Here is a 17,024-nt window from a genome sequence, read left to right on the forward strand (position 1 = left end):
GGGCAGGGACCGGCTCCCACAGGCACCGCCGAACGCACGATCCGCGTCCCAGCGGATCCCGCTAGGCGGACGCGACCCGCTCCACCCGCCCCGCCACCCCCGGAAGCCGACCGCGGCGAGCCGGGCGCGGACCGGCTCGCCACAAGCACAGCCGAACGAGCGATCCGCGTGCCAGCGGATCGCTGTAGGCGGACGCGACCCGCTCCACCCGCCCCGCCATCTCCGAAAGCCGACCGCGGCGAGCCGGGCAGGGACCGGCTCCCCATAAGCACAGCCGAACCAGTGATCCGCGTGCCAGCGGATCGCTGTAGGCGGACGCGACCCGCTCCACCCGCCCCGCCATCTCCGGAAGCCGACCGCGGCGAGCCGGGCGAGGACCGGCTCGCTACTTGATCAGCCGCGACAGCAGCCGGTCGGCGAGGATCCTCCCGTCGGTCTGGCAGGTGGGGCAGTACTGGAGCGTGGAGTCGTGGAAGACCACCTGGCGGATCGTGTCGCCGCAGACGGGGCACGCCTCTCCTGTGCGGCCGTGGACGCGCATGCCGAGCTTCTTCTCGCGCTTGAGGTCGGCCGCGTGCAGGCCCTCGGCGCGGGCGAGCGCCTCCTCGAGGGTGTAGCGGAGGGCCGCGTAGAGGCGGTCCAGCTCGTCGGCGGTGAGCGCGGCAGGCTTGAAGGGCGACATGCGCGCCACGTGGAGGATCTCGTCGGAGTAGGCGTTGCCGATGCCCGCGATGCGGGACTGGTCGCGGAGGACGCCCTTCACCTGCGCCCGGCCCGCCGTGGCGAGGATCGCGCCGAGGATCTCCTCGGTGAACTCCGGGTCCAGCGGATCGGGACCCAGCCGGGCGACGCCCGGGACGTCGAGCGGATCGGCGACGATCGAGAGCGCGAGGCTCTTCTTGGTGCCGGCCTCCGTCACGTCGAACCCCGACCCGTCGTCGAGGACGAGCCGCGCGGCGAGCGGTCCCCGGCCGGGCTTCGCCGGCGCCGTCGGCCGCTCGGGCCGCCAGCGGACCCAGCCGGCGCGGGCGAGGTGCAGGAGGACGTGGGCCTCGCCGACTGCGAGGTCGAGGAACTTGCCGTGCCGCGACACTCCGTGGACGGTCTCGCCGGACAGAGCCGACGGCGGGATGGCGACGGTCTTGAGGGCGGAGATCGCGAACACGTCGAGCCGCTCGAGGACGCGTCCGCCCAGGCGCGCGTCGAGATCGAGGGCGAGGGCCTGGACCTCGGGGAGTTCGGGCATGCGACCACCCTGGCCCGCGGGTCCCGCACCGTCCACCCCTGGCGGAGGGGACGGCAGCGGGTCAGTCGCCGAAGCGCGTCGCCGCGACCTTCCGCAGGAACAGCTCGTGGAACCGGTAGTCGCCGGTGATCTCGGGATGGAACGCCGTCCCGAGGAGGTTGCCCTGCTCGACCGCGACCACCCGCCCGTCGGCGACGCTGGCGAGCGCGGTCGCCCGCTCCCCCAGCTCCTCCACGACCGGTGCGCGGATGAAGACCGCGTGCACCGGCGGATCGCCGATGGCCGGCACGTCGAGATCGGTCTCGAAGGAGTCGAGCTGGTTGCCGAACGCGTTCCTCCGGACCGACACGTCCAGGCCGCCGAAGCTGCTCTGGCCGTCGATGCGGTCGAGGACCCGGTCGGCGAGCATGATCAGCCCGGCGCACGTCCCGTAGACGGGCATCCCCGCCCCGATCGCCTCGACGACCGGCTCCGCGAGGCCGAAGAGGCGCGACAGCTTGTCCATCACCGTGGACTCGCCGCCCGGGATGACCAGCCCCGCGACGGTGGCGAGCTCCTCCGGGCGGCGCACCAGCACCACCTCGGCGCCCAGCTCGCGCAGGACGTGCGCGTGCTCGCGGAAGTCGCCCTGCAGCGCGAGGACGCCGACGCGGAGCCCCTCGAGGGACTCCCGCGTCGGTCCTGCGCCGGCGAGCGGCGCGTCGGCGCTACCAGCCACGCTCGGCGAGGCGGTGCGGCGCGGGCACGTCGGCCACGTTGATGCCGACCATCGCCTCGCCCAGACCGCGCGAGGCCTCCGCGACGACCTTCGCGTCGTCGAAGAAGGTGGTCGCCTTCACGATCGCGGCCGCGCGCTTGGCGGGCTCGCCCGACTTGAAGACGCCGGAGCCGACGAACACGCCGTCGGCGCCCAGCTGCATCATCAGCGCCGCGTCGGCCGGGGTCGCGACCCCGCCGGCGGTGAAGAGGACGACGGGGAGCTTGCCGGTCCGGGCGATCTCGACGACCAGGTCGTAGGGGGCCTGCAGCTCCTTCGCGGCGACGTAGAGCTCGTCCTTGGTCATCGCCTTCAGGCGGTTGACCTCGCCGGAGATCGTGCGGATGTGCTTGGTCGCCTCGGAGACGTCGCCGGTGCCGGCCTCGCCCTTCGAGCGGATCATCGCTGCGCCCTCGGTGATGCGGCGCAGCGCCTCGCCCAGGTTGGTCGCTCCGCAGACGAAGGGGACGGTGAAGTTCCACTTGTCGATGTGGTTCACGTAGTCGGCGGGCGAGAGGACCTCGGACTCGTCGATGTAGTCGACGCCGAGCTCCTGCAGGATCTGCGCCTCGACGAAGTGGCCGATGCGCGCCTTCGCCATGACGGGGATCGACACGGCGGAGACGATGCCGTCGATCAGGTCGGGGTCGCTCATGCGTGCGACGCCGCCCTGCGAGCGGATGTCGGCGGGGACGCGCTCGAGCGCCATGACGGCGACCGCGCCGGCGTCCTCCGCGATGCGGGCCTGATCGGCGTCGACGACGTCCATGATGACGCCGCCCTTGAGCATCTCGGCGAGACCGCGCTTGACGCGGCTCGAGCCGAACTGCTCGGGAGCGGACGAGGACGGAGTGGTGGTGTCGGTCATGTTCGCGAGTCCTGTTCTGTGCGGCGACTTCCGCCGACGGCAGCTCCGAGTCTACGAGACGGCGCCGGCCGTCCGCGGCGCTGGACAGGGGGCCGGGCGGCGGTCTAGAGGCTCGGCCAGGCCGCCGCGAGGCTCGCCCGCACGTCGCCGAGCAGCTGCGGGAGCGCCTTCGTGCGGGCGATGATCGGGAAGAAGTTCGCGTCGGTCGCCCAGCGCGGAACCACGTGCTGGTGCAGGTGCGCGGCGATCCCCGCTCCCGCGACCGCGCCCTGATTCATCCCGAGGTTGAAGCCGTCGTTGTTCGAGACCGAGCGGACGACGCGCATGGCCGTCTGCGTGAGCGCTCCGATCTCGGCCACTTCCTCGGGAGTGGCCTCGTCGTAGAGCGGGATGTGCCGGTACGGGCAGACCAGGAGGTGGCCGGAGTTGTACGGGAACAGGTTCAGCAGGACGTAGGCGTGCTCCCCGCGGGCGACGATGAGGGCCTCCTCGTCGCTCAGCGTCGGCGCCACGCAGAAGGGGCAGTCGTCGGCTCCGGGCTGCCCCTTCTGGATGTAGACCATCCGGTGCGGCGTCCACAGGCGCTGGAACTCGTCGGGAACCCCGGCGAGGTGCGCCGAGCCCTCCGCTCCCTCGGGCACGTAGCCGTCGCTCACGCTCAGACCTGCGCCTTCGAGGCGACGGCCTCGCGGATGCGCGCGACGGCGTCGGCGACCGGGATCCCGTTCTCCTGCGTGCCGTCGCGGAAGCGGAAGCTGACGGCTCCGGCGTCGCGGTCCTTCTCCCCCACGATCATCTGGAAGGGCACCTTCTGCAGCGTGGCGTTGCGGATCTTCTTCTGCATCCGGTCGCTGGAGTAGTCGATCTCGGCGCGGATGCCCGACCTCTTGAGCTCGCCGACGACCTCCTCGAGGTAGGGCAGGTACTCGTCGGCGATCGGGATGCCCACGACCTGGACCGGCGACAGCCAGACCGGGAACGCCCCGGCGTAGTGCTCGGTGAGGATCGCGAAGAAGCGCTCGATGGAGCCGAAGAGCGCGCGGTGGATCATCACGGGCCGCTTCTTCGAGCCGTCCGAGGCCGTGTACTCGAGCTCGAAGCGCTCGGGCTGGTTGAAGTCGAGCTGGATGGTCGACATCTGCCAGGTGCGGCCGATGGCGTCGCGCGCCTGCACCGAGATCTTCGGACCGTAGAACGCCGCTCCTCCCGGATCCGGCACCAGCTCGAGACCGGAGGCGACGGCGACCGCGCGCAGCGACTCGATCGCCTCCTCCCACTGCTCGGGCGCACCGACGAACTTCGGGTTGCCCTCCTCGTTCGTGGACAGCTCGAGGTAGAAGTCGTCGAGGCCGTAGTCGCGCAGCACCTGCAGCACGAACTCGAGGTTGCGGGTCAGCTCGGCCGACACGTCCTCCTGCGCGACGTAGATGTGGGCGTCGTCCTGGGTCAGGCCGCGCACGCGGGTGAGGCCCTGCAGGGTGCCGCTCTTCTCGTAGCGGTACACGGTGCCGAACTCGGCCAGGCGCAGCGGGAGCTCGCGGTAGCTGCGGCCGCGCGAGCGGAAGATCAGGTTGTGGAACGGGCAGTTCATGGGCTTGAGGTAGTAGTCCTGGCCCTGGCGGGTGACGTTGCCGTCCTCGTCCTGCAGCTCGTCGAGGTGCATCGGGGGGAACATCCCCTCGGAGTACCACTGCAGGTGCCCGCTCGTGAGGAACAGGTCGCCCTTGGTGATGTGCGGCGTGTAGACGAGCTCGTAGTCGTGGGCGAGCAGCTGCTCGCGCATGTACTGCTCGATCTCGTAGCGGATGATCCCGCCCTTGGGGTGGAAGACCGCGAGGCCGGAGCCGATCTCGTCCGGGAAGGAGAACAGGTCGAGCTCGTGGCCGAGCTTGCGGTGGTCGCGGCGCGCCGCCTCCTCGAGGCGGGCCTGGTGCTCGCGCAGCTCGTCCTTCGTGGGCCACGCGGTGCCGTAGACGCGCTGCAGCTGCGGGTTCTTCTCCGAGCCGCGCCAGTAGGCGGCAGCGTTGCGGGTCAGGGCGTAGCCGTTGCCGATCATGCGGGTGTTGGGCAGATGCGGGCCGCGGCAGAGGTCCTTCCAGACCGTCTCGCCGGAACGCGGGTCGACGTTGTCGTAGATGGTGAGCTCGGCGCCGCCGACCTCGACGCTCTCGTCCTCGGCTCCCCCGCCCTTGATCGCGATCAGCTCGAGCTTGTAGGGCTCGCCGGCGAGCTCGGCGCGCGCCTCCTCCTCGGAGACGACGCGGCGCACGAACCGCTGGCCCTGGCGGACGATGCGGTCCATCGCCTTCTCGAGCGCCTTCATCGCCTCGGGCGTGAAGGGCTCCTCGACGTCGAAGTCGTAGTAGAAGCCGTCGGTGACGGGCGGGCCGATGCCCAGCTTCGCCTCCGGGTTGATCTGCTGCACCGCCTGCGCGAGCACGTGGGCCGCGGAGTGGCGGAGGATGTTCAGCCCGTCCGGCGAGGAGATGAGCACCGGCTCGATGCGGTCGCCCGGCACGACGTCGGCGGCGAGGTCCTTGAGCTCCCCGTTGACGCGGATCGCGACCACGGCCCGGTCGGTGAAGTGCGTGAATCCCGTGCCCGCCTCGGTGACGACCGAGTGGGACTCGTTCTCTGCGGGATTCGACGGTTCGTTCGACACGTGCGGGCACTCCTCGGGCTCGGTTGACCCCTCGACTGTAGTCGGCGGCGGCCTCTACCCGAGCGCGTCGAGCACGCGGACGCCGAGCGCGCGCAGAGCGGAGGCGAGCTCGTCCCGGTCGGCGCCGGGGAGCACGAGCGAGCTGCGCTCGAGCTGGTGCAGGAGGACCTCCTCCAGGCCGGGCGGCAGGGAGTCCACGGCGAGCGCCCCCTCGAGTGCGGCGAGCACGGCGACGACGGCCACCGCGTCGCGTGCCGCGAGTCTGCGTGCGCTGATCTCCATGCGTCTCCGTCCGTGTCGTCCGACCCCGTCACCCTGCCGACAGGACGTGCCCCGGAGAGGGGCGCGGGGGCGACCGGTGCGCAATCCGTCCAGGTGGCATCCTGGTCCGATGGGTGCCGGTCCTGCGCTGCAGCGCTTCACGCGCTCCGGGGCCGACCTGGAGGAGGCGCGGCGCTTCTACTCGGACGGCTACGGCGGGTCGGGATTCCGGACGGAACCGGTCGAGCGGCCCTTCTCCTTCCGCTACGACGTCTCCGGGAGCGAGGGCGTGAGCCTGCGGACGTCGGTGTTCCGGGGCTCCGTGTCCGGGGGGCTGCGTCCGGAGAGCGAGTACGTCGTCTCGTGGTTCCTCTCCGGCACGAGCGTGGTGGACCCGGAGGGCGATCGGATCGTCCACCTGCCGGGGCGGCCGGTCGTGTTCCCCAGCGCGCGTCCGTTCGAGTTCGTCAGCCGCGACTTCCAGCAGCGGCTCGTGCACGTGGCCGCCGGCCTCCTCGAGCAGGTCGCGTCCGAGGCCGGCGACGGCGTGCCGCTGCCGCTCGTCTTCGACCACCGCTCGATCGCCTCCGCGTCGGCACTCCCGGGCTGGTGGCGGGCGGTCGACGACTTCGCGGGCGTCCTCCGGTCAGGCCGCGAGGCGACAGCGCTGCAGCTTGTGGCGGCCGAGCGCGGCGTCGCTCTGCACCTGCTCGCGACCTTCGCGCACCGGCCGGTCGTCGTTCCGGCGCAGGTGCTGCGGCCGGGGCTCGAGCACCTGCTGCGTGCCGCCGAGTTCCTGCACGCGTTCGCCGCGTCGCCCGTCACCGTGTCCGACATCGCGGCAGCGGCGGGGCTCACTCCGCGGGCGCTGCAGGCCGCGTTCCGGAGGTACTTCGGCGACACTCCGCTCGGCTACCTGCGCGGCGTGCGTCTCGACCGGGCGCGCGTCGAGCTGCGCGAGGGCGCTCCTGGCGAGGAGACCGTGCGCGCCGTCTCCGCGCGCTGGGGCTTCCTCAACCAGGGCCGCTTCTCGGGGGCGTACCACCGCCGCTTCGGCGAGTACCCGGTGGAGACCCTGCGCCGCTGACGCTCAGTCGCCGAGATCGAGATCGCGGGCGTAGCAGACCGAGTGCTCGGACCCGATGTAGGCGCCGAACGGCGGGATGGCGTGGTAGCCCTCCCGGAGGTAGAACCGCATCGCGTCGGGCTGGAGCGTCCCGGTCTCCAGCACCAGGCGCGTCGTGCCCAGAGCGGCCGCCCGCGCCTCCAGCGCGCGCAGGACGGCCGTGGCCGCTCCGGTGCCGCGGGCGGCGCGGTCTGCGAACATCCGCTTCACCTCGATCGCCCCCGGTCCGAGGACGTCGTCGTCGAGAGGCCGCAGTCCGCCGCAGGCCACCGCCGTGCCGCTCGCGTCGCGGGCGACGAGGAAGACGGGCACGTCGTCGGCCGAGGGCGGCGTGCCGGGCTCGTGGTCGTCGTTGCCGTAGCGCTCGTCGAGCTCGCGCCGCTGCGCGTCGCGCAGACGCTCGGCGTCCGGGTGGGTCCACGCCACCTCGTCGATGGTCCAGCTCATGAGGGCTCCTCCCGGCCGCGCGGCGGGCACGGCCGAGGCCATTCTGCCGCGCCCGCCCCCTCCGGCCGGCCCGGTGGCAACCCCTTCCGCGCCGGGCCGCAGCGGGCGTCGACTGGAGGCCCACCGACGAAAGGACGCACCGTGCTCTCCGACTCCCCCATCGGCCCCGTTCTGCTCTCCCGCGACCTCGCCGCCTCCCGCGCCTTCTACGCCGGCTCCCTGGGACTGGAGGTCCTCGAGGAGAGCGAGTCGGCGATCGCCTACTCCTGCGGCGGCACGCGGCTCACCGTCACCGCCAGCACCACGGGCTCGAAGGACGAGCAGACCAAGGCCGCCTGGCGGGTGGCCGACCTGCGCGCCGAGCTGGACGCGCTGGCGGCTCGGGGCGTGGCTCCGGAGGACTACGACAGCGACGAGCTGCGCACCGAGAACGGCGTGGCCGACCGCGGCAGCGTCTGGGCGGCCTGGATCCTCGATCCCGACGGGAACGCGCTCGGCATCGAGCAGCCCAAGAGCTGATCGGTGCCGCTCTAGACTCGCCCCATGCCCGACGACTCCGCTCCGCTGCCCGCGCCCGGGTGGTACCCGCACCCGGCCGACCTCGGCTCGGAGCTCTACTGGGACGGCGCGGCGTGGACGGACCGGTCCCGCCCGTCCTCCTCGGCGCCCGCTCCCGCCTACGGCACGCCCCCGGGCGCTCCGGAGCAGGAGCTGTACGCCTATCCGTCCGCCCCGTCCTCCGCGGCGGGCCGCAACCCGATGGCGATCGCGAGCCTCGTGCTCGGCGTCCTGAGCCTGCTGATCAATCCGCTGCTGATCCCCTCGATCCTCGCCATCGTCTTCTCGGCGAAGGGCCGGGCGGCCGCACCGGTCGTCGGAGGCGGTCGCGGGCTCGCGACGGCAGGACTCGTCACCGGGATCCTCGGTCTGGTGTCGGGCGTCTTCACCATCGTCGGCAACCTCTCGGCCGGGGTCCCCGGCCTGGCCGGCTGACCGGGGTGCCGCGGCCCTCGACGCCCCGATGACCGCGCGCCGGAGCGCTCCCTGGCTCCTCGTCGTGGCGGTCGCCCTGGTCGCGCTGGTCCTGCGCGGTCCGATCGTCGCCGTCGCGCCCATCATCGACGCGGTGCGCGAGGACCTCGCGCTGTCCGCGGGCCAGGCGGGGATCCTCACCAGCATCCCCGTGCTCTGCTTCGCCCTGGCGACTCCGCTCGCCCTCCTGGTGATCCGCCGCGCGGGACCCGACGCCGCCGTGACCGTCACGGTGATCGGCGTCGCGCTCGGCACGATCGTCCGATCGATCGGCGACGTGGGACCGGCCGTGGCGGGCACCATCCTGATCGGCGTCTCCATCACGATCGGCAACGTCGTCCTCCCCGTCGTGATCCGGCGGGACGTCGCTCCCGAGCGCGTCGACCTCACGACGGGCGTCTACACCGCAGCCCTCAACATCGGCTCGACGATCACCTCGCTCGGCACCGCTCCGCTCGCTCTGGCGCTCGGCTGGCGCGGCGCCCTGCTCGTCTGGCTCGCCCTCAACGCCCTCGCTCTGGGCGGCTGGCTCGTGGCCGTGGGGCCTCGGGCGGCCCTGCGTCCGACTCCCCGCCAGGCCCGCGCCGACCGCGCACCGGCCGCACCGGCTCCGCGGATCTTCCGGAGCGCGACCGTGCTGGCGCTCGCGCTCTGCTTCTCGAGCCAGGCGTTCTCGTACTACGGAGTGACGGCGTGGCTCCCCTCGCTGCTCGTCGACCGCAACGGCTTCTCGATCGCGACCGCGGGCGCGAGCGCCTCCGTGTTCCAGCTCGCCGCGGTCGCCGGCGCCCTCGGCGTCCCGCTCCTGGTCCGCAGGCTCGGACCGCTGGGGAGCATCGTGCTCGTCGGCCTCCTCTGGTGCACGGTGCCGGCGGGGCTGCTGCTCGCCCCGCAGCTCTGGGCGCTCTGGTGCGTGCTGGGCGGCGCGGCCCAGGGCGGAGGATTCACGGTGGTCTTCGTGCTCGTCGTGCGGCTCTCCCGCTCCGACGCCCATGCGTCGCGGCTCTCGGCCACGGTGCAGGGGATCGGCTACGCCGTGGCCGCCACCGCCCCGACCGCCATCGGCTTCGCGCACGACGCGAGCGGCGGCTGGGAGGCTCCCCTGCTGACCGTCCTCGCCGCGACCTGCTCCTTCCTCCTCTTCGGCACCCTCGCCGCCGCGCGCCAGCGCCGGGCCTGACCCGCGACACGACCGGCCGCGCCGTCAAGGGGGCCGTCCGACGACTGTCGGCCCCGTAGCGTGTCCGCATGGCCGAGCAGAGCACGACCCGCGAGAAGACAGCGCCCGATCCCGACGATTCCCGGAAGCCCGACGACGTCACCGACATCACCAAGCGCTCCTGGTTCTACGTCCTCAAGAAGACGGCCCGCGAGTTCGGCGCGGACCAGTGCACCGACCTCGCCGCCGCGCTCACCTACTACGCCGTGCTCGCGCTCTTCCCCGCCCTGCTCGCGATCGTGTCGGTGCTGGGGCTCTTCGGCCAGGCGCAGGCCACCACCGATCTGGTCCTCGACCTGATCGGGAACCTCGCGTCGAGCGAGGTCGTCGACCTGCTGCGCGACCCGATCCAGGCGCTGACCAGCTCCTCCGCCGCGGGTCTCGCCTTCGTGACCGGTGTCGTCGGAGCGATCTGGTCCGCCTCCGGCTACGTCGGCGCCTTCGGCCGCGCGATGAACCGCGTCTACCAGATCGACGAGGGGCGCCCCTTCTGGAAGCTCCGCCCGACGATGCTCGGCGTGACCGTGGTGACGGTCGTCCTGATCGTGATCGCGGCGCTCATCCTCGTCCTCAGCGGACCGGTCGCGACCGCCGTCGGCGACGTCGTGGGCCTCGGCCCCGCCGCCCTCACCGTGTGGAACATCGCGAAATGGCCGGTGCTCGTGGTCATCGCGATCGTGATCGTCGCGATCCTCTACTACTGGGCGCCCAACATCCGCCAGCCGAAGTTCCGCTGGATCAGCATCGGATCGATCGTCGCCCTGGCGATCTGGCTGATCGCCTCGACCGGCTTCGCGTTCTACGTGGCCAACTTCTCCAACTACAACAAGACCTACGGCTCGCTCGGCGCGGTGATCGTCTTCCTCCTCTGGATCTGGATCACCAACATCGCCCTGCTCTTCGGCGCGGAGTTCGACGCCGAGCTCGAGCGCGGACGCGAGCTGCAGGCGGGCATCGAGGCGGAGGAGACCATCCAGCTCCCCCCGCGCGACACCGCCGCGAGCGACAAGAAGGCGGCCGTGCACGAGAAGGACGTCCGCGACGGACGCTGGCTGCGCCTGGCGAGCGAGAACCGCAGCGACGAGGGCGCGGCCCAGGACGACGAGGCCGCGAAGAAGAAATGACTCAGGACTCGGACGACCAGAGCGCGCGGTAGTAGGCCGCGCGCTCGTCGTCCGGATCCGCTCCGTACTCCGCGAGGAGCAGCGGGGTGTGGCCGGGGCCGTAGTTCCAGCCGAGGCTGACGGCGGCGACCGCCAGATCCGCCCAGCGGTCGCCCACGCCCAGGTCGCCGACGTCGACAGTGCCGCTCCAGCGTCCGTCGTCGTCGACCAGCGTGTTCGGAGCGCACGCGTCGCCGTGCACCACGACGGGGTCCACGAGCTCCGGAGCCGCGCCGAGCGCCGACGGCCGGCGCGCGAACCAGGAGTCGTCGCGCAGCTCCTCGGGCACCGCGTCGACGGGGAGCGCGTGGACCGCCCGCAGGCCGGCCGCGATCGCGCGGACGGCCTCCTCCGGCCGGGCTGTCCACTCCGGGTCGACGGCGCTCCGCCCGGCCAGCGGTGCGGTGAGGAGCCACTGCCCCTCGTCGTCCTCGCCCGCCTCCAGGATCCGGGGCGCGACGATCCGCCCCTCCAGCCAGCGCAGACGCGCGATCTCGCGACGGAGGTCGACGCCCGTGGACCGGGGATTCCACTTCAGGTACCCGGCGTCCACGCGGAAGGTCAGCCCGTCGAGCTCGTTGCGCCAGACGAGCGCCGGATCGGTGCCGCCGTTCAGGCGCCTCGCCGGCGACGGGATCCGGACGCCGTCGAGCGAGAACTGCCGTGCGAGGTCCGGACCGCTCATGCCCCCAGGGTAGGCGCCCCGATCCTGAGAGGATCCGCATGCCGCGGACCGCGCCACCCGCCTCCTCCGAGCAGCGCGCCCTTACCCTGACGGGCGTGCCGGAGCAGCCGCGCGGCGCGATCCGGTGACGAGGGAGCCCCCGTGACGCAGAGCGACGACGACCGCGGGCCCGTGCAGCCCGACTTCTCGAAGGAGCAGGAGGGCTACCGTCCCGGCCTCAAGCCCCGGCAGCTGCAGATGATCGCCATCGGCGGCGCGATCGGCACCGGCCTCTTCCTCGGCGCCGGCGGCCGACTCGCCACCGCCGGTCCCTCGCTCGTCGTCGTGTACGCGGTCTGCGGCGTCTTCGCCTACCTGATCCTCCGCGCGCTCGGCGAGCTGGTCCTGCACCGGCCGAGCTCGGGCTCCTTCATCTCCTACGCCCGCGAGTTCCTGGGCGAGAAGGCCGCCTTCGTCGCCGGCTGGATGTACTTCCTGAACTGGGCGATGACCGCGATCGCCGACGTCACCGCGGTGGCCCTCTACGTGAAGTACTGGTCGCTCTTCTCCTCCGTGCCCCAGTGGCTCCTCGCACTCATCGCCCTGGTCGTCGTGCTCTCGCTGAACCTCGTCTCGGTCAAGGTCTTCGGGGAGCTGGAGTTCTGGTTCGCGCTGATCAAGGTCACTGCGCTGGTGGTCTTCCTGGTGATCGGCGTCGTCGTGCTCGCCGCGGGCTGGCCGCTGCAGTCCGGCGGCGTCGCCGTGGACCCCGGGATCAGCCTCTGGAACGACAACGGCGGCATCCTGCCCGGCGGCCTGATCGCCAGCGTCCTGGTCGTCCAGGGCGTGGTGTTCGCCTACTCCGGAGTCGAGCTTGTCGGCACGGCGGCGGGCGAGACCGCGGAGCCGGCGAAGGTCATCCCGCGCGCCATCAACTCGGTCATCCTGCGCATCGCCGTCTTCTACGTCGGCTCGGTGCTGCTGCTGACGCTGCTGCTGCCCTACACGGCCTACTCGAAGGGCGAGAGCCCGTTCGTCACGTTCTTCAGCTCGCTGGGCGACGGCTCCTCGGGCGAGATCGCCGGATCGATCATGAACTTCGTCGTGCTGACGGCCGCGCTCTCCAGCATCAACGCCGGGCTCTACTCGACCGGCCGCATCCTCCGCTCCATGGCGCTCAACGGCTCCGCCCCCGCCTTCACCGGCCGGATGAACAAGCAGGGCGTCCCCTACGGCGGCATCCTGCTCACGGCGAGCATCACCCTGATCGGGATCGTGCTGAACCTCTTCGTGCCGTCCGAGGCCTTCGAGATCGTCCTCAACGTCTCGGCGCTGGGCATCGTCACGGGCTGGGGCATGATCGTCCTCTGCCAGATGCAGCTGCAGCGCTGGGCGGCCCAGGGGCGCCTGGAGCGCCCGTCCTTCCGGATGCCCGGCGCCCCGGTGACCTCGTGGCTCACCCTGGCGTTCCTGGTGATCGTGGTGGTCCTCATCGCCGTCGACTTCCCGACCGGCACCTGGACCGTGGGCATCGTCGCGGTGGTCGGCGTGCCCGCCCTGATCGTGGGCTGGCACGTCGCGAAGCCGCGCATCCTGGCGATCGCGTCCGCCCGGGACGGCTTCACCGGCGCCCACCCCGTGATCGCCGCCCGTCCGGCCTCCGAGGCCAAGCGCGACGGGAACGAGCGGCGCCGCGAGTAGGGCGGGTCAGCGCCGGCGGAGGTAGCGCAGGAGCAGCGTGTCGCCGGCGCTGAGCACGTGCGCCAGGTGCTGCGGGCGCGGTCCGGGGACGTCGCCGCGGGCGAGCCTCCCGGAGTCCCCCGCCTCGAGCGTTGGAGCGACGGTCAGGCAGAGCTCGTCGACGGCGTCCGCGGCGAGGAGGGTCCCGAGCAGCGACGGACCGCCCTCGCAGTGGATCCTGCCGAGCCCCCGCTCCGCGAGCTGCACCCGCATCCGCGTCGCGTCGAGCTCTGCGTCGCCGCAGACGAGCACGTCGGCGACCTCGGCGAGCTCCGCGCGGCGGCGGGCCGGCGAGGAGCCGGTGGTCACGACGGTCGGGCGCACCGGCGCCTCGGTGAAGATCCGCGAGGCGGAATCGAGGTCGAGCGACCCCGAGACGATCGCGAAGACGGGCTGCGGGGCGAGCCCGGTGCCGAGCCGGGACCGCACGGACTCGTCGCTCAGCACCATCGGGCCGTAGCCCTCGGTCCGCACCGTGCCGGCCGCGACGAGCACGACGTCGGCGAGCCGGCGGAGCAGGTCGAACACGCGCAGGTCCGCCGCGCCCCCGAGATCGCCCGAGACGCCGTCACGGGTGATCGCGCCGTCGACGCTCGCGACGAAGTTGACCCGGAGCCACTGCTCGCCGGCCCCGTCCGCGTAGAGGGCCAGCAGAGCCTCGTCGGACAGGTCCTGCCCGGCCGGGGACAGGCCGTCGATGCGGGCGCTCACGCCGCCGGCTCCACGTTGTGGCGGAGGAAGACGGGCGCTCGCCAGCCCAGCACCGCCTCCGTCATCCGCACGGCGTCCACCGCCTGGCGCACGTCGTGCATGCGCACGATCCGCGCACCGTTCAGGATGCAGATCACCGCGGCGGCGAGGGAGCCCTCGAGGCGCTCCCCCTGCGGCCGGTCCAGCGCCTCGCCGATGAAGTCCTTGTTGGAGACCGCGGCGAGCACCGGGAAGCCGAGCGCGGCCACCTCGCCCAGCCGGCGGGTGAGCTCGAGCGTGTGCAGGGTGTTCTTGTTCAGGTCGTGACCCGGATCGACGATGATCCTCCCGGCAGGCACTCCACCCGAGAGCGCGCGATCGACGCGGCTCCGCAGGTGGTCGACCACCGTCGCCACGACGTCGTCGTACTCGGGTCTCTCCGGCTCGCTGCGGGGAGCGCCCACGCTGTGGGTGATGACGAGCTGAGCGGAGGAGGAGGCGACGACCTCGAGCATCCGGGGGTCGTGCAGCCCGCTCGTGTCGTTGATGACGGAGGCGCCCGCGGCGATGCTCGCGCGCGCGACCTCGGCGCTCGTCGTGTCCACCGAGACGACCACGTCGCTCCGCTCCGCGATGCCCGCCACGACGGGGACGACCCGGTCGAGCTCCTCCTGGAGCGTGACAGCGGGGCCGCGGCCGAACGGCACTCCGCCGATGTCGACCCAGTCGGCGCCGAGCTCCGCGGCGCGCACGGCGGCCGCGATGGCACTGTCCAGGGCGAAGGTGGAGCCCTTGTCGTAGAAGGAGTCGGGCGTGCGGTTCACGACCGCCATCACGGCCACCTGCCGCTCGAAGTCGAACTCTCGTCCGCCGATGTGCCGCGTGGTCATGGGCGCGTCCCTCCCGCTCGGAGTGCCGGGAGAAGGCCGGCGCCGCTCACCCTAGACGAGCGGAGTCGGCGGAGGCTGGAGCGGGCCGCCCTCGAGCAGCGCCTGGAAGAGGACGTGGTCCTGCCACTCCCCGGCGATCCGCAGATAGCGCCGCGCGACGCCGATCCGCTCGAAGCCGTTGCGCTGCAGCACGGTCTGCGATCCGACGTTGTGGAGGAGCGTCCCGGCCTGCACGCGGTGCAGCCCCAGATCCTCACGCGCGGTGCGCAGGACGGCTCCGACCGCGCGGGTCATCACGCCGCGGCCCTGCAGACCGCTGTCGAGCCAGTAGCCGAGATCGCCGCTGTCGAAGGCGCCGCGGACGATGTTCGCGAGGGTCAGCCGACCGACGATCACGCCGCCCGCGTCGAGGACGAGCGGGAGGACGCTGCCGGCCCGGTGCGCGGCGAGTGCGTCAGCGACGGCGTCGGTCTGGCCCCCCGCCTCGAAGAAGCGGGTCGAGCGCGTCGGCTCCCAGGGCGCGAGGTGCCGGCGGTTGCGCCGGTACGCGGCGGCGAGGGCAGGTCCGTCGTCCCGCGAGACGAGCCGCAGGAGGGTGCCCTGGTCGTCGACGGGGATCGGGGCGGGCATCCTGCGAGGGTAGCGCCGGAGCCGGGAACGACAGAACCCCCGGCCAGGGGCCGGGGGTTCTCGTGGTGGGCGATACTGGGATCGAACCAGTGACCTCTTCCGTGTCAGGGAAGCGCGCTACCGCTGCGCCAATCGCCCGTTGCTCCGTGCGGAGCACCTCGTTCGGTGAACGATCGAGGTGGATACGGGATTCGAACCCGTGTATACGGCTTTGCAGGCCGCTGCCTCGCCTCTCGGCCAATCCACCGTGTACGGGATTCGGTGTCGGCGGCCCGAGGGCCGACCAGGTGGGAGGCACCCGAGAGTGCCGTCCCGATGACGCCGGTCCGAAGACCGGTGTTCGAGCGGATGACGAGATTCGAACTCGCGACCCTCACCTTGGCAAGGTGATGCGCTACCGCTGCGCCACATCCGCATGTAGGTCGTACTGGTGTTGCCGTCTTGCGTGTCGTGCTGTCGTGCTGCCTGTCCGGCGCTTTCGCTGCCCGGCTCGACCTAGAAGAATGTATACGACAGCGGCGCCGGAATCCAAATCGAGCGGACGCCGATCCCGCCGCTCGGAGTCCGATCCGCGTCTTTCCGCGCGAAACCGGCTCGTCGCCGTCCGTTCACCCGGGCGTGGCGGGCGTCGGCGGTGCATCCGGGCCCCGCGGATCCGCTACGATCGTCTCTCGGGTCGTCCAGCACGTCCCCCTGGGCGATTGGCGCAGTTGGTAGCGCGCTTCCTTCACACGGAAGAGGTCATCGGTTCGAGTCCGGTATCGCCCACCCTCACCCCCGGTCCGTGCTCACGCACTCGGCCGGGGGTTCTCTCGTGCCGCCGCGGTCGTCCTCCGGCCTCGCAGCGCCCAGTCGAAGGAGCCGACCCGCGATGATGGGCCGCTCGCACGCCGTCTCCGGTGCGCTCGCCTGGGCCGTCGCCGCCTCCGTGCCCGCCGTCGCCGGGCCCCTCGGCCTCGCGGGTCTCCCGCTCGACCTCCGACTGGTCGGCCTCGGAGTCGCCGCCGGCTGGGCCCTGGTGCCCGACGCGGACCACGCGAGCGCGACCGTCTCCCGCTCGGCGCCGGGCGCCTCCCTGCTCACGGCGACCGCGGGCCGGATCAGCGGAGGGCACCGGCACGGGATGCACTCGCTGCTCGCGGTCGCCGTCGTCTGGTACCTGGTGCCGGTGCTCACGGCGCTGCGCTTCCCGGTGCCGGTCGTCGGCCCCGTCGCCGTGGCCGCCGTGCTCACGCTGCCCGCCCTCGCGTTCGCCGCGAAGGCCGTCCGGGCCGCCCCCTCCTGGCGCATCGCCTGGGCCGGGGCGACGGTCGTCACGGTCCTGCTCGTCGCGCTCGCCGACGGCACCTGGGCGTGGCTCCGGGTCGCCGCGACGCTGGGCTACCTCGTGCACGTGGCCGGCGACGCCCTCACGACCGGCGGGATCAACTGGCTGTGGCCGCTGCGCGTGCGCCTGCCGCGGCGCCTGCGCCGGACACCGCTGCGCCACGTCTGGACCACCGGCGGCTACGCCGCGCTGCCCGTGCTGGGCTCCGCCGGGTCCTGGCGCGAGACGGTCCTCTACTGGCTGATGTCCGCGGCGACGATCGTGCTCACCGCCTCGATGATCACGGCCGAGCTGCTGTAGCC

At 72.5% G+C, this 17,024-nt stretch carries 18 protein-coding genes and 4 tRNA genes; 8 read left to right on the forward strand and 14 right to left on the reverse strand.

From position 1 onward, the window contains the following. Nucleotides 1-385: 385 nt before the first annotated feature. The 6 genes from C5B92_RS14285 to C5B92_RS14310 form a co-directional block, all read right to left on the reverse strand. Complete coding sequence (locus tag C5B92_RS14285; RefSeq protein WP_104225339.1) at nucleotides 386-1,246, reverse strand: Fpg/Nei family DNA glycosylase; 861 nt, start codon at nucleotides 1,244-1,246, stop codon at nucleotides 386-388. 61 nt (nucleotides 1,247-1,307) lie between these two features. Next, on the reverse strand, nucleotides 1,308-1,880 hold the full coding sequence (pdxT, locus tag C5B92_RS14290) for a pyridoxal 5'-phosphate synthase glutaminase subunit PdxT (RefSeq protein ID WP_258065190.1): 573 nt from the start codon (nucleotides 1,878-1,880) through the stop codon (nucleotides 1,308-1,310). A gap of 73 nt (nucleotides 1,881-1,953) precedes the next feature. Continuing rightward, nucleotides 1,954-2,871, reverse strand: coding sequence for a pyridoxal 5'-phosphate synthase lyase subunit PdxS (gene pdxS, locus C5B92_RS14295; protein WP_104224629.1), 918 nt, complete (start codon nucleotides 2,869-2,871; stop codon nucleotides 1,954-1,956). A gap of 104 nt (nucleotides 2,872-2,975) precedes the next feature. Then, a complete protein-coding gene (locus tag C5B92_RS14300) occupies nucleotides 2,976-3,527 on the reverse strand; it encodes an HIT domain-containing protein (RefSeq protein ID WP_258061501.1) in 552 nt (183 codons plus the stop codon). Nucleotides 3,528-3,529: 2 nt separating this feature from the next. Continuing rightward, nucleotides 3,530-5,440: a threonine--tRNA ligase gene (gene thrS / locus C5B92_RS14305; protein WP_258061510.1), complete on the reverse strand. Its 1,911-nt coding sequence runs from the start codon at nucleotides 5,438-5,440 to the stop codon at nucleotides 3,530-3,532. A gap of 147 nt (nucleotides 5,441-5,587) precedes the next feature. Further along, complete coding sequence (locus tag C5B92_RS14310; protein WP_104224631.1) at nucleotides 5,588-5,815, reverse strand: hypothetical protein; 228 nt, start codon at nucleotides 5,813-5,815, stop codon at nucleotides 5,588-5,590. 109 nt (nucleotides 5,816-5,924) lie between these two features. Between C5B92_RS14310 and C5B92_RS14315 the strand changes: the two genes are divergently transcribed. After that, nucleotides 5,925-6,881, forward strand: coding sequence for an AraC family transcriptional regulator (locus C5B92_RS14315; protein ID WP_104274258.1), 957 nt, complete (start codon nucleotides 5,925-5,927; stop codon nucleotides 6,879-6,881). A 3-nt stretch (nucleotides 6,882-6,884) separates the two neighbouring features. Here the strand turns inward: C5B92_RS14315 and C5B92_RS14320 are convergent, their stop codons facing one another. Continuing rightward, complete coding sequence (locus tag C5B92_RS14320) at nucleotides 6,885-7,367, reverse strand: GNAT family N-acetyltransferase (protein WP_104274269.1); 483 nt, start codon at nucleotides 7,365-7,367, stop codon at nucleotides 6,885-6,887. Between the two features lie 141 nt (nucleotides 7,368-7,508). Between C5B92_RS14320 and C5B92_RS17415 the strand changes: the two genes are divergently transcribed. From C5B92_RS17415 to C5B92_RS14340, 4 genes are all read left to right on the forward strand, one after another. After that, nucleotides 7,509-7,886, forward strand: coding sequence for a VOC family protein (locus C5B92_RS17415; protein ID WP_104256165.1), 378 nt, complete (start codon nucleotides 7,509-7,511; stop codon nucleotides 7,884-7,886). Nucleotides 7,887-7,910: 24 nt separating this feature from the next. Then, entirely contained in the window at nucleotides 7,911-8,360 is a 450-nt protein-coding gene (locus C5B92_RS14330) for a DUF2510 domain-containing protein (protein ID WP_104274259.1), read from the forward strand. 28 nt (nucleotides 8,361-8,388) lie between these two features. Beyond that, nucleotides 8,389-9,579: a CynX/NimT family MFS transporter gene (locus tag C5B92_RS14335; RefSeq protein ID WP_104274260.1), complete on the forward strand. Its 1,191-nt coding sequence runs from the start codon at nucleotides 8,389-8,391 to the stop codon at nucleotides 9,577-9,579. 68 nt (nucleotides 9,580-9,647) lie between these two features. Next, on the forward strand, nucleotides 9,648-10,742 hold the full coding sequence (locus tag C5B92_RS14340; protein ID WP_104239455.1) for a YihY/virulence factor BrkB family protein: 1,095 nt from the start codon (nucleotides 9,648-9,650) through the stop codon (nucleotides 10,740-10,742). A gap of 1 nt (nucleotide 10,743) precedes the next feature. On the opposite strand, the gene C5B92_RS14345 is transcribed toward C5B92_RS14340, so the two are convergent. Then, a complete protein-coding gene (locus tag C5B92_RS14345) occupies nucleotides 10,744-11,466 on the reverse strand; it encodes an aminoglycoside 3'-phosphotransferase (protein WP_104274261.1) in 723 nt (240 codons plus the stop codon). 141 nt (nucleotides 11,467-11,607) lie between these two features. Here C5B92_RS14345 and C5B92_RS14350 point away from each other — a divergent pair, with 141 nt between their 5' ends. Continuing rightward, nucleotides 11,608-13,146: an amino acid permease gene (locus tag C5B92_RS14350; protein ID WP_244229624.1), complete on the forward strand. Its 1,539-nt coding sequence runs from the start codon at nucleotides 11,608-11,610 to the stop codon at nucleotides 13,144-13,146. 6 nt (nucleotides 13,147-13,152) lie between these two features. Here the strand turns inward: C5B92_RS14350 and C5B92_RS14355 are convergent, their stop codons facing one another. From C5B92_RS14355 to C5B92_RS14380, 6 genes are all read right to left on the reverse strand, one after another. After that, a complete protein-coding gene (locus C5B92_RS14355) occupies nucleotides 13,153-13,896 on the reverse strand; it encodes a pyrimidine reductase family protein (RefSeq protein WP_104274262.1) in 744 nt (247 codons plus the stop codon). Continuing rightward, nucleotides 13,893-14,765 carry a dihydropteroate synthase gene (gene folP / locus C5B92_RS14360; protein WP_104246762.1) on the reverse strand — a complete coding sequence of 291 codons (873 nt, stop codon included), beginning with the start codon at nucleotides 14,763-14,765 and terminating at the stop codon, nucleotides 13,893-13,895. The genes C5B92_RS14355 and folP overlap by 4 nt, the downstream gene beginning before the upstream one ends. Nucleotides 14,766-14,816: 51 nt before the next feature. Then, nucleotides 14,817-15,395 (reverse strand): GNAT family N-acetyltransferase, encoded by a 579-nt coding sequence (locus tag C5B92_RS14365; protein ID WP_104225349.1) that lies wholly within the window; start codon nucleotides 15,393-15,395, stop codon nucleotides 14,817-14,819. A gap of 63 nt (nucleotides 15,396-15,458) precedes the next feature. Next, nucleotides 15,459-15,533 (reverse strand) — tRNA-Val (locus C5B92_RS14370). A gap of 38 nt (nucleotides 15,534-15,571) precedes the next feature. Next, nucleotides 15,572-15,642 (reverse strand) — tRNA-Cys (locus tag C5B92_RS14375). A gap of 96 nt (nucleotides 15,643-15,738) precedes the next feature. Next, nucleotides 15,739-15,810 (reverse strand) — tRNA-Gly (locus C5B92_RS14380). 280 nt (nucleotides 15,811-16,090) lie between these two features. Here C5B92_RS14380 and C5B92_RS14385 point away from each other — a divergent pair. Further along, a tRNA-Val gene (locus C5B92_RS14385) sits at nucleotides 16,091-16,163 on the forward strand. A 103-nt stretch (nucleotides 16,164-16,266) separates the two neighbouring features. Next, nucleotides 16,267-17,022 (forward strand): metal-dependent hydrolase, encoded by a 756-nt coding sequence (locus tag C5B92_RS14390; protein WP_104269509.1) that lies wholly within the window; start codon nucleotides 16,267-16,269, stop codon nucleotides 17,020-17,022. Nucleotides 17,023-17,024 lie beyond the last annotated feature (2 nt).

Source organism: Rathayibacter sp. AY1A4 (genome assembly GCF_002930955.1).
Lineage (GTDB): Bacteria > Actinomycetota > Actinomycetes > Actinomycetales > Microbacteriaceae > Rathayibacter.

Bases quoted from the DNA above. Each gene is read 5' to 3' on its own strand.
- C5B92_RS14345 (WP_104274261.1), bottom strand. From the start codon at position 11,466: ATGAGCGGTCCGGACCTCGCACGGCAGTTCTCGCTCGACGGCGTCCGG.
- C5B92_RS14365 (WP_104225349.1), bottom strand. From the start codon at position 15,395: ATGCCCGCCCCGATCCCCGTCGACGACCAGGGCACCCTCCTGCGGCTC.
- folP (WP_104246762.1), bottom strand. From the start codon at position 14,765: ATGACCACGCGGCACATCGGCGGACGAGAGTTCGACTTCGAGCGGCAG.
- C5B92_RS14315 (WP_104274258.1), top strand. From the start codon at position 5,925: ATGGGTGCCGGTCCTGCGCTGCAGCGCTTCACGCGCTCCGGGGCCGAC.
- C5B92_RS14390 (WP_104269509.1), top strand. From the start codon at position 16,267: ATGATGGGCCGCTCGCACGCCGTCTCCGGTGCGCTCGCCTGGGCCGTC.
- C5B92_RS14310 (WP_104224631.1), bottom strand. From the start codon at position 5,815: ATGGAGATCAGCGCACGCAGACTCGCGGCACGCGACGCGGTGGCCGTC.
- C5B92_RS14285 (WP_104225339.1), bottom strand. From the start codon at position 1,246: ATGCCCGAACTCCCCGAGGTCCAGGCCCTCGCCCTCGATCTCGACGCG.
- C5B92_RS14330 (WP_104274259.1), top strand. From the start codon at position 7,911: ATGCCCGACGACTCCGCTCCGCTGCCCGCGCCCGGGTGGTACCCGCAC.
- C5B92_RS14335 (WP_104274260.1), top strand. From the start codon at position 8,389: ATGACCGCGCGCCGGAGCGCTCCCTGGCTCCTCGTCGTGGCGGTCGCC.
- pdxS (WP_104224629.1), bottom strand. From the start codon at position 2,871: ATGACCGACACCACCACTCCGTCCTCGTCCGCTCCCGAGCAGTTCGGC.
- C5B92_RS14340 (WP_104239455.1), top strand. From the start codon at position 9,648: ATGGCCGAGCAGAGCACGACCCGCGAGAAGACAGCGCCCGATCCCGAC.
- C5B92_RS14320 (WP_104274269.1), bottom strand. From the start codon at position 7,367: ATGAGCTGGACCATCGACGAGGTGGCGTGGACCCACCCGGACGCCGAG.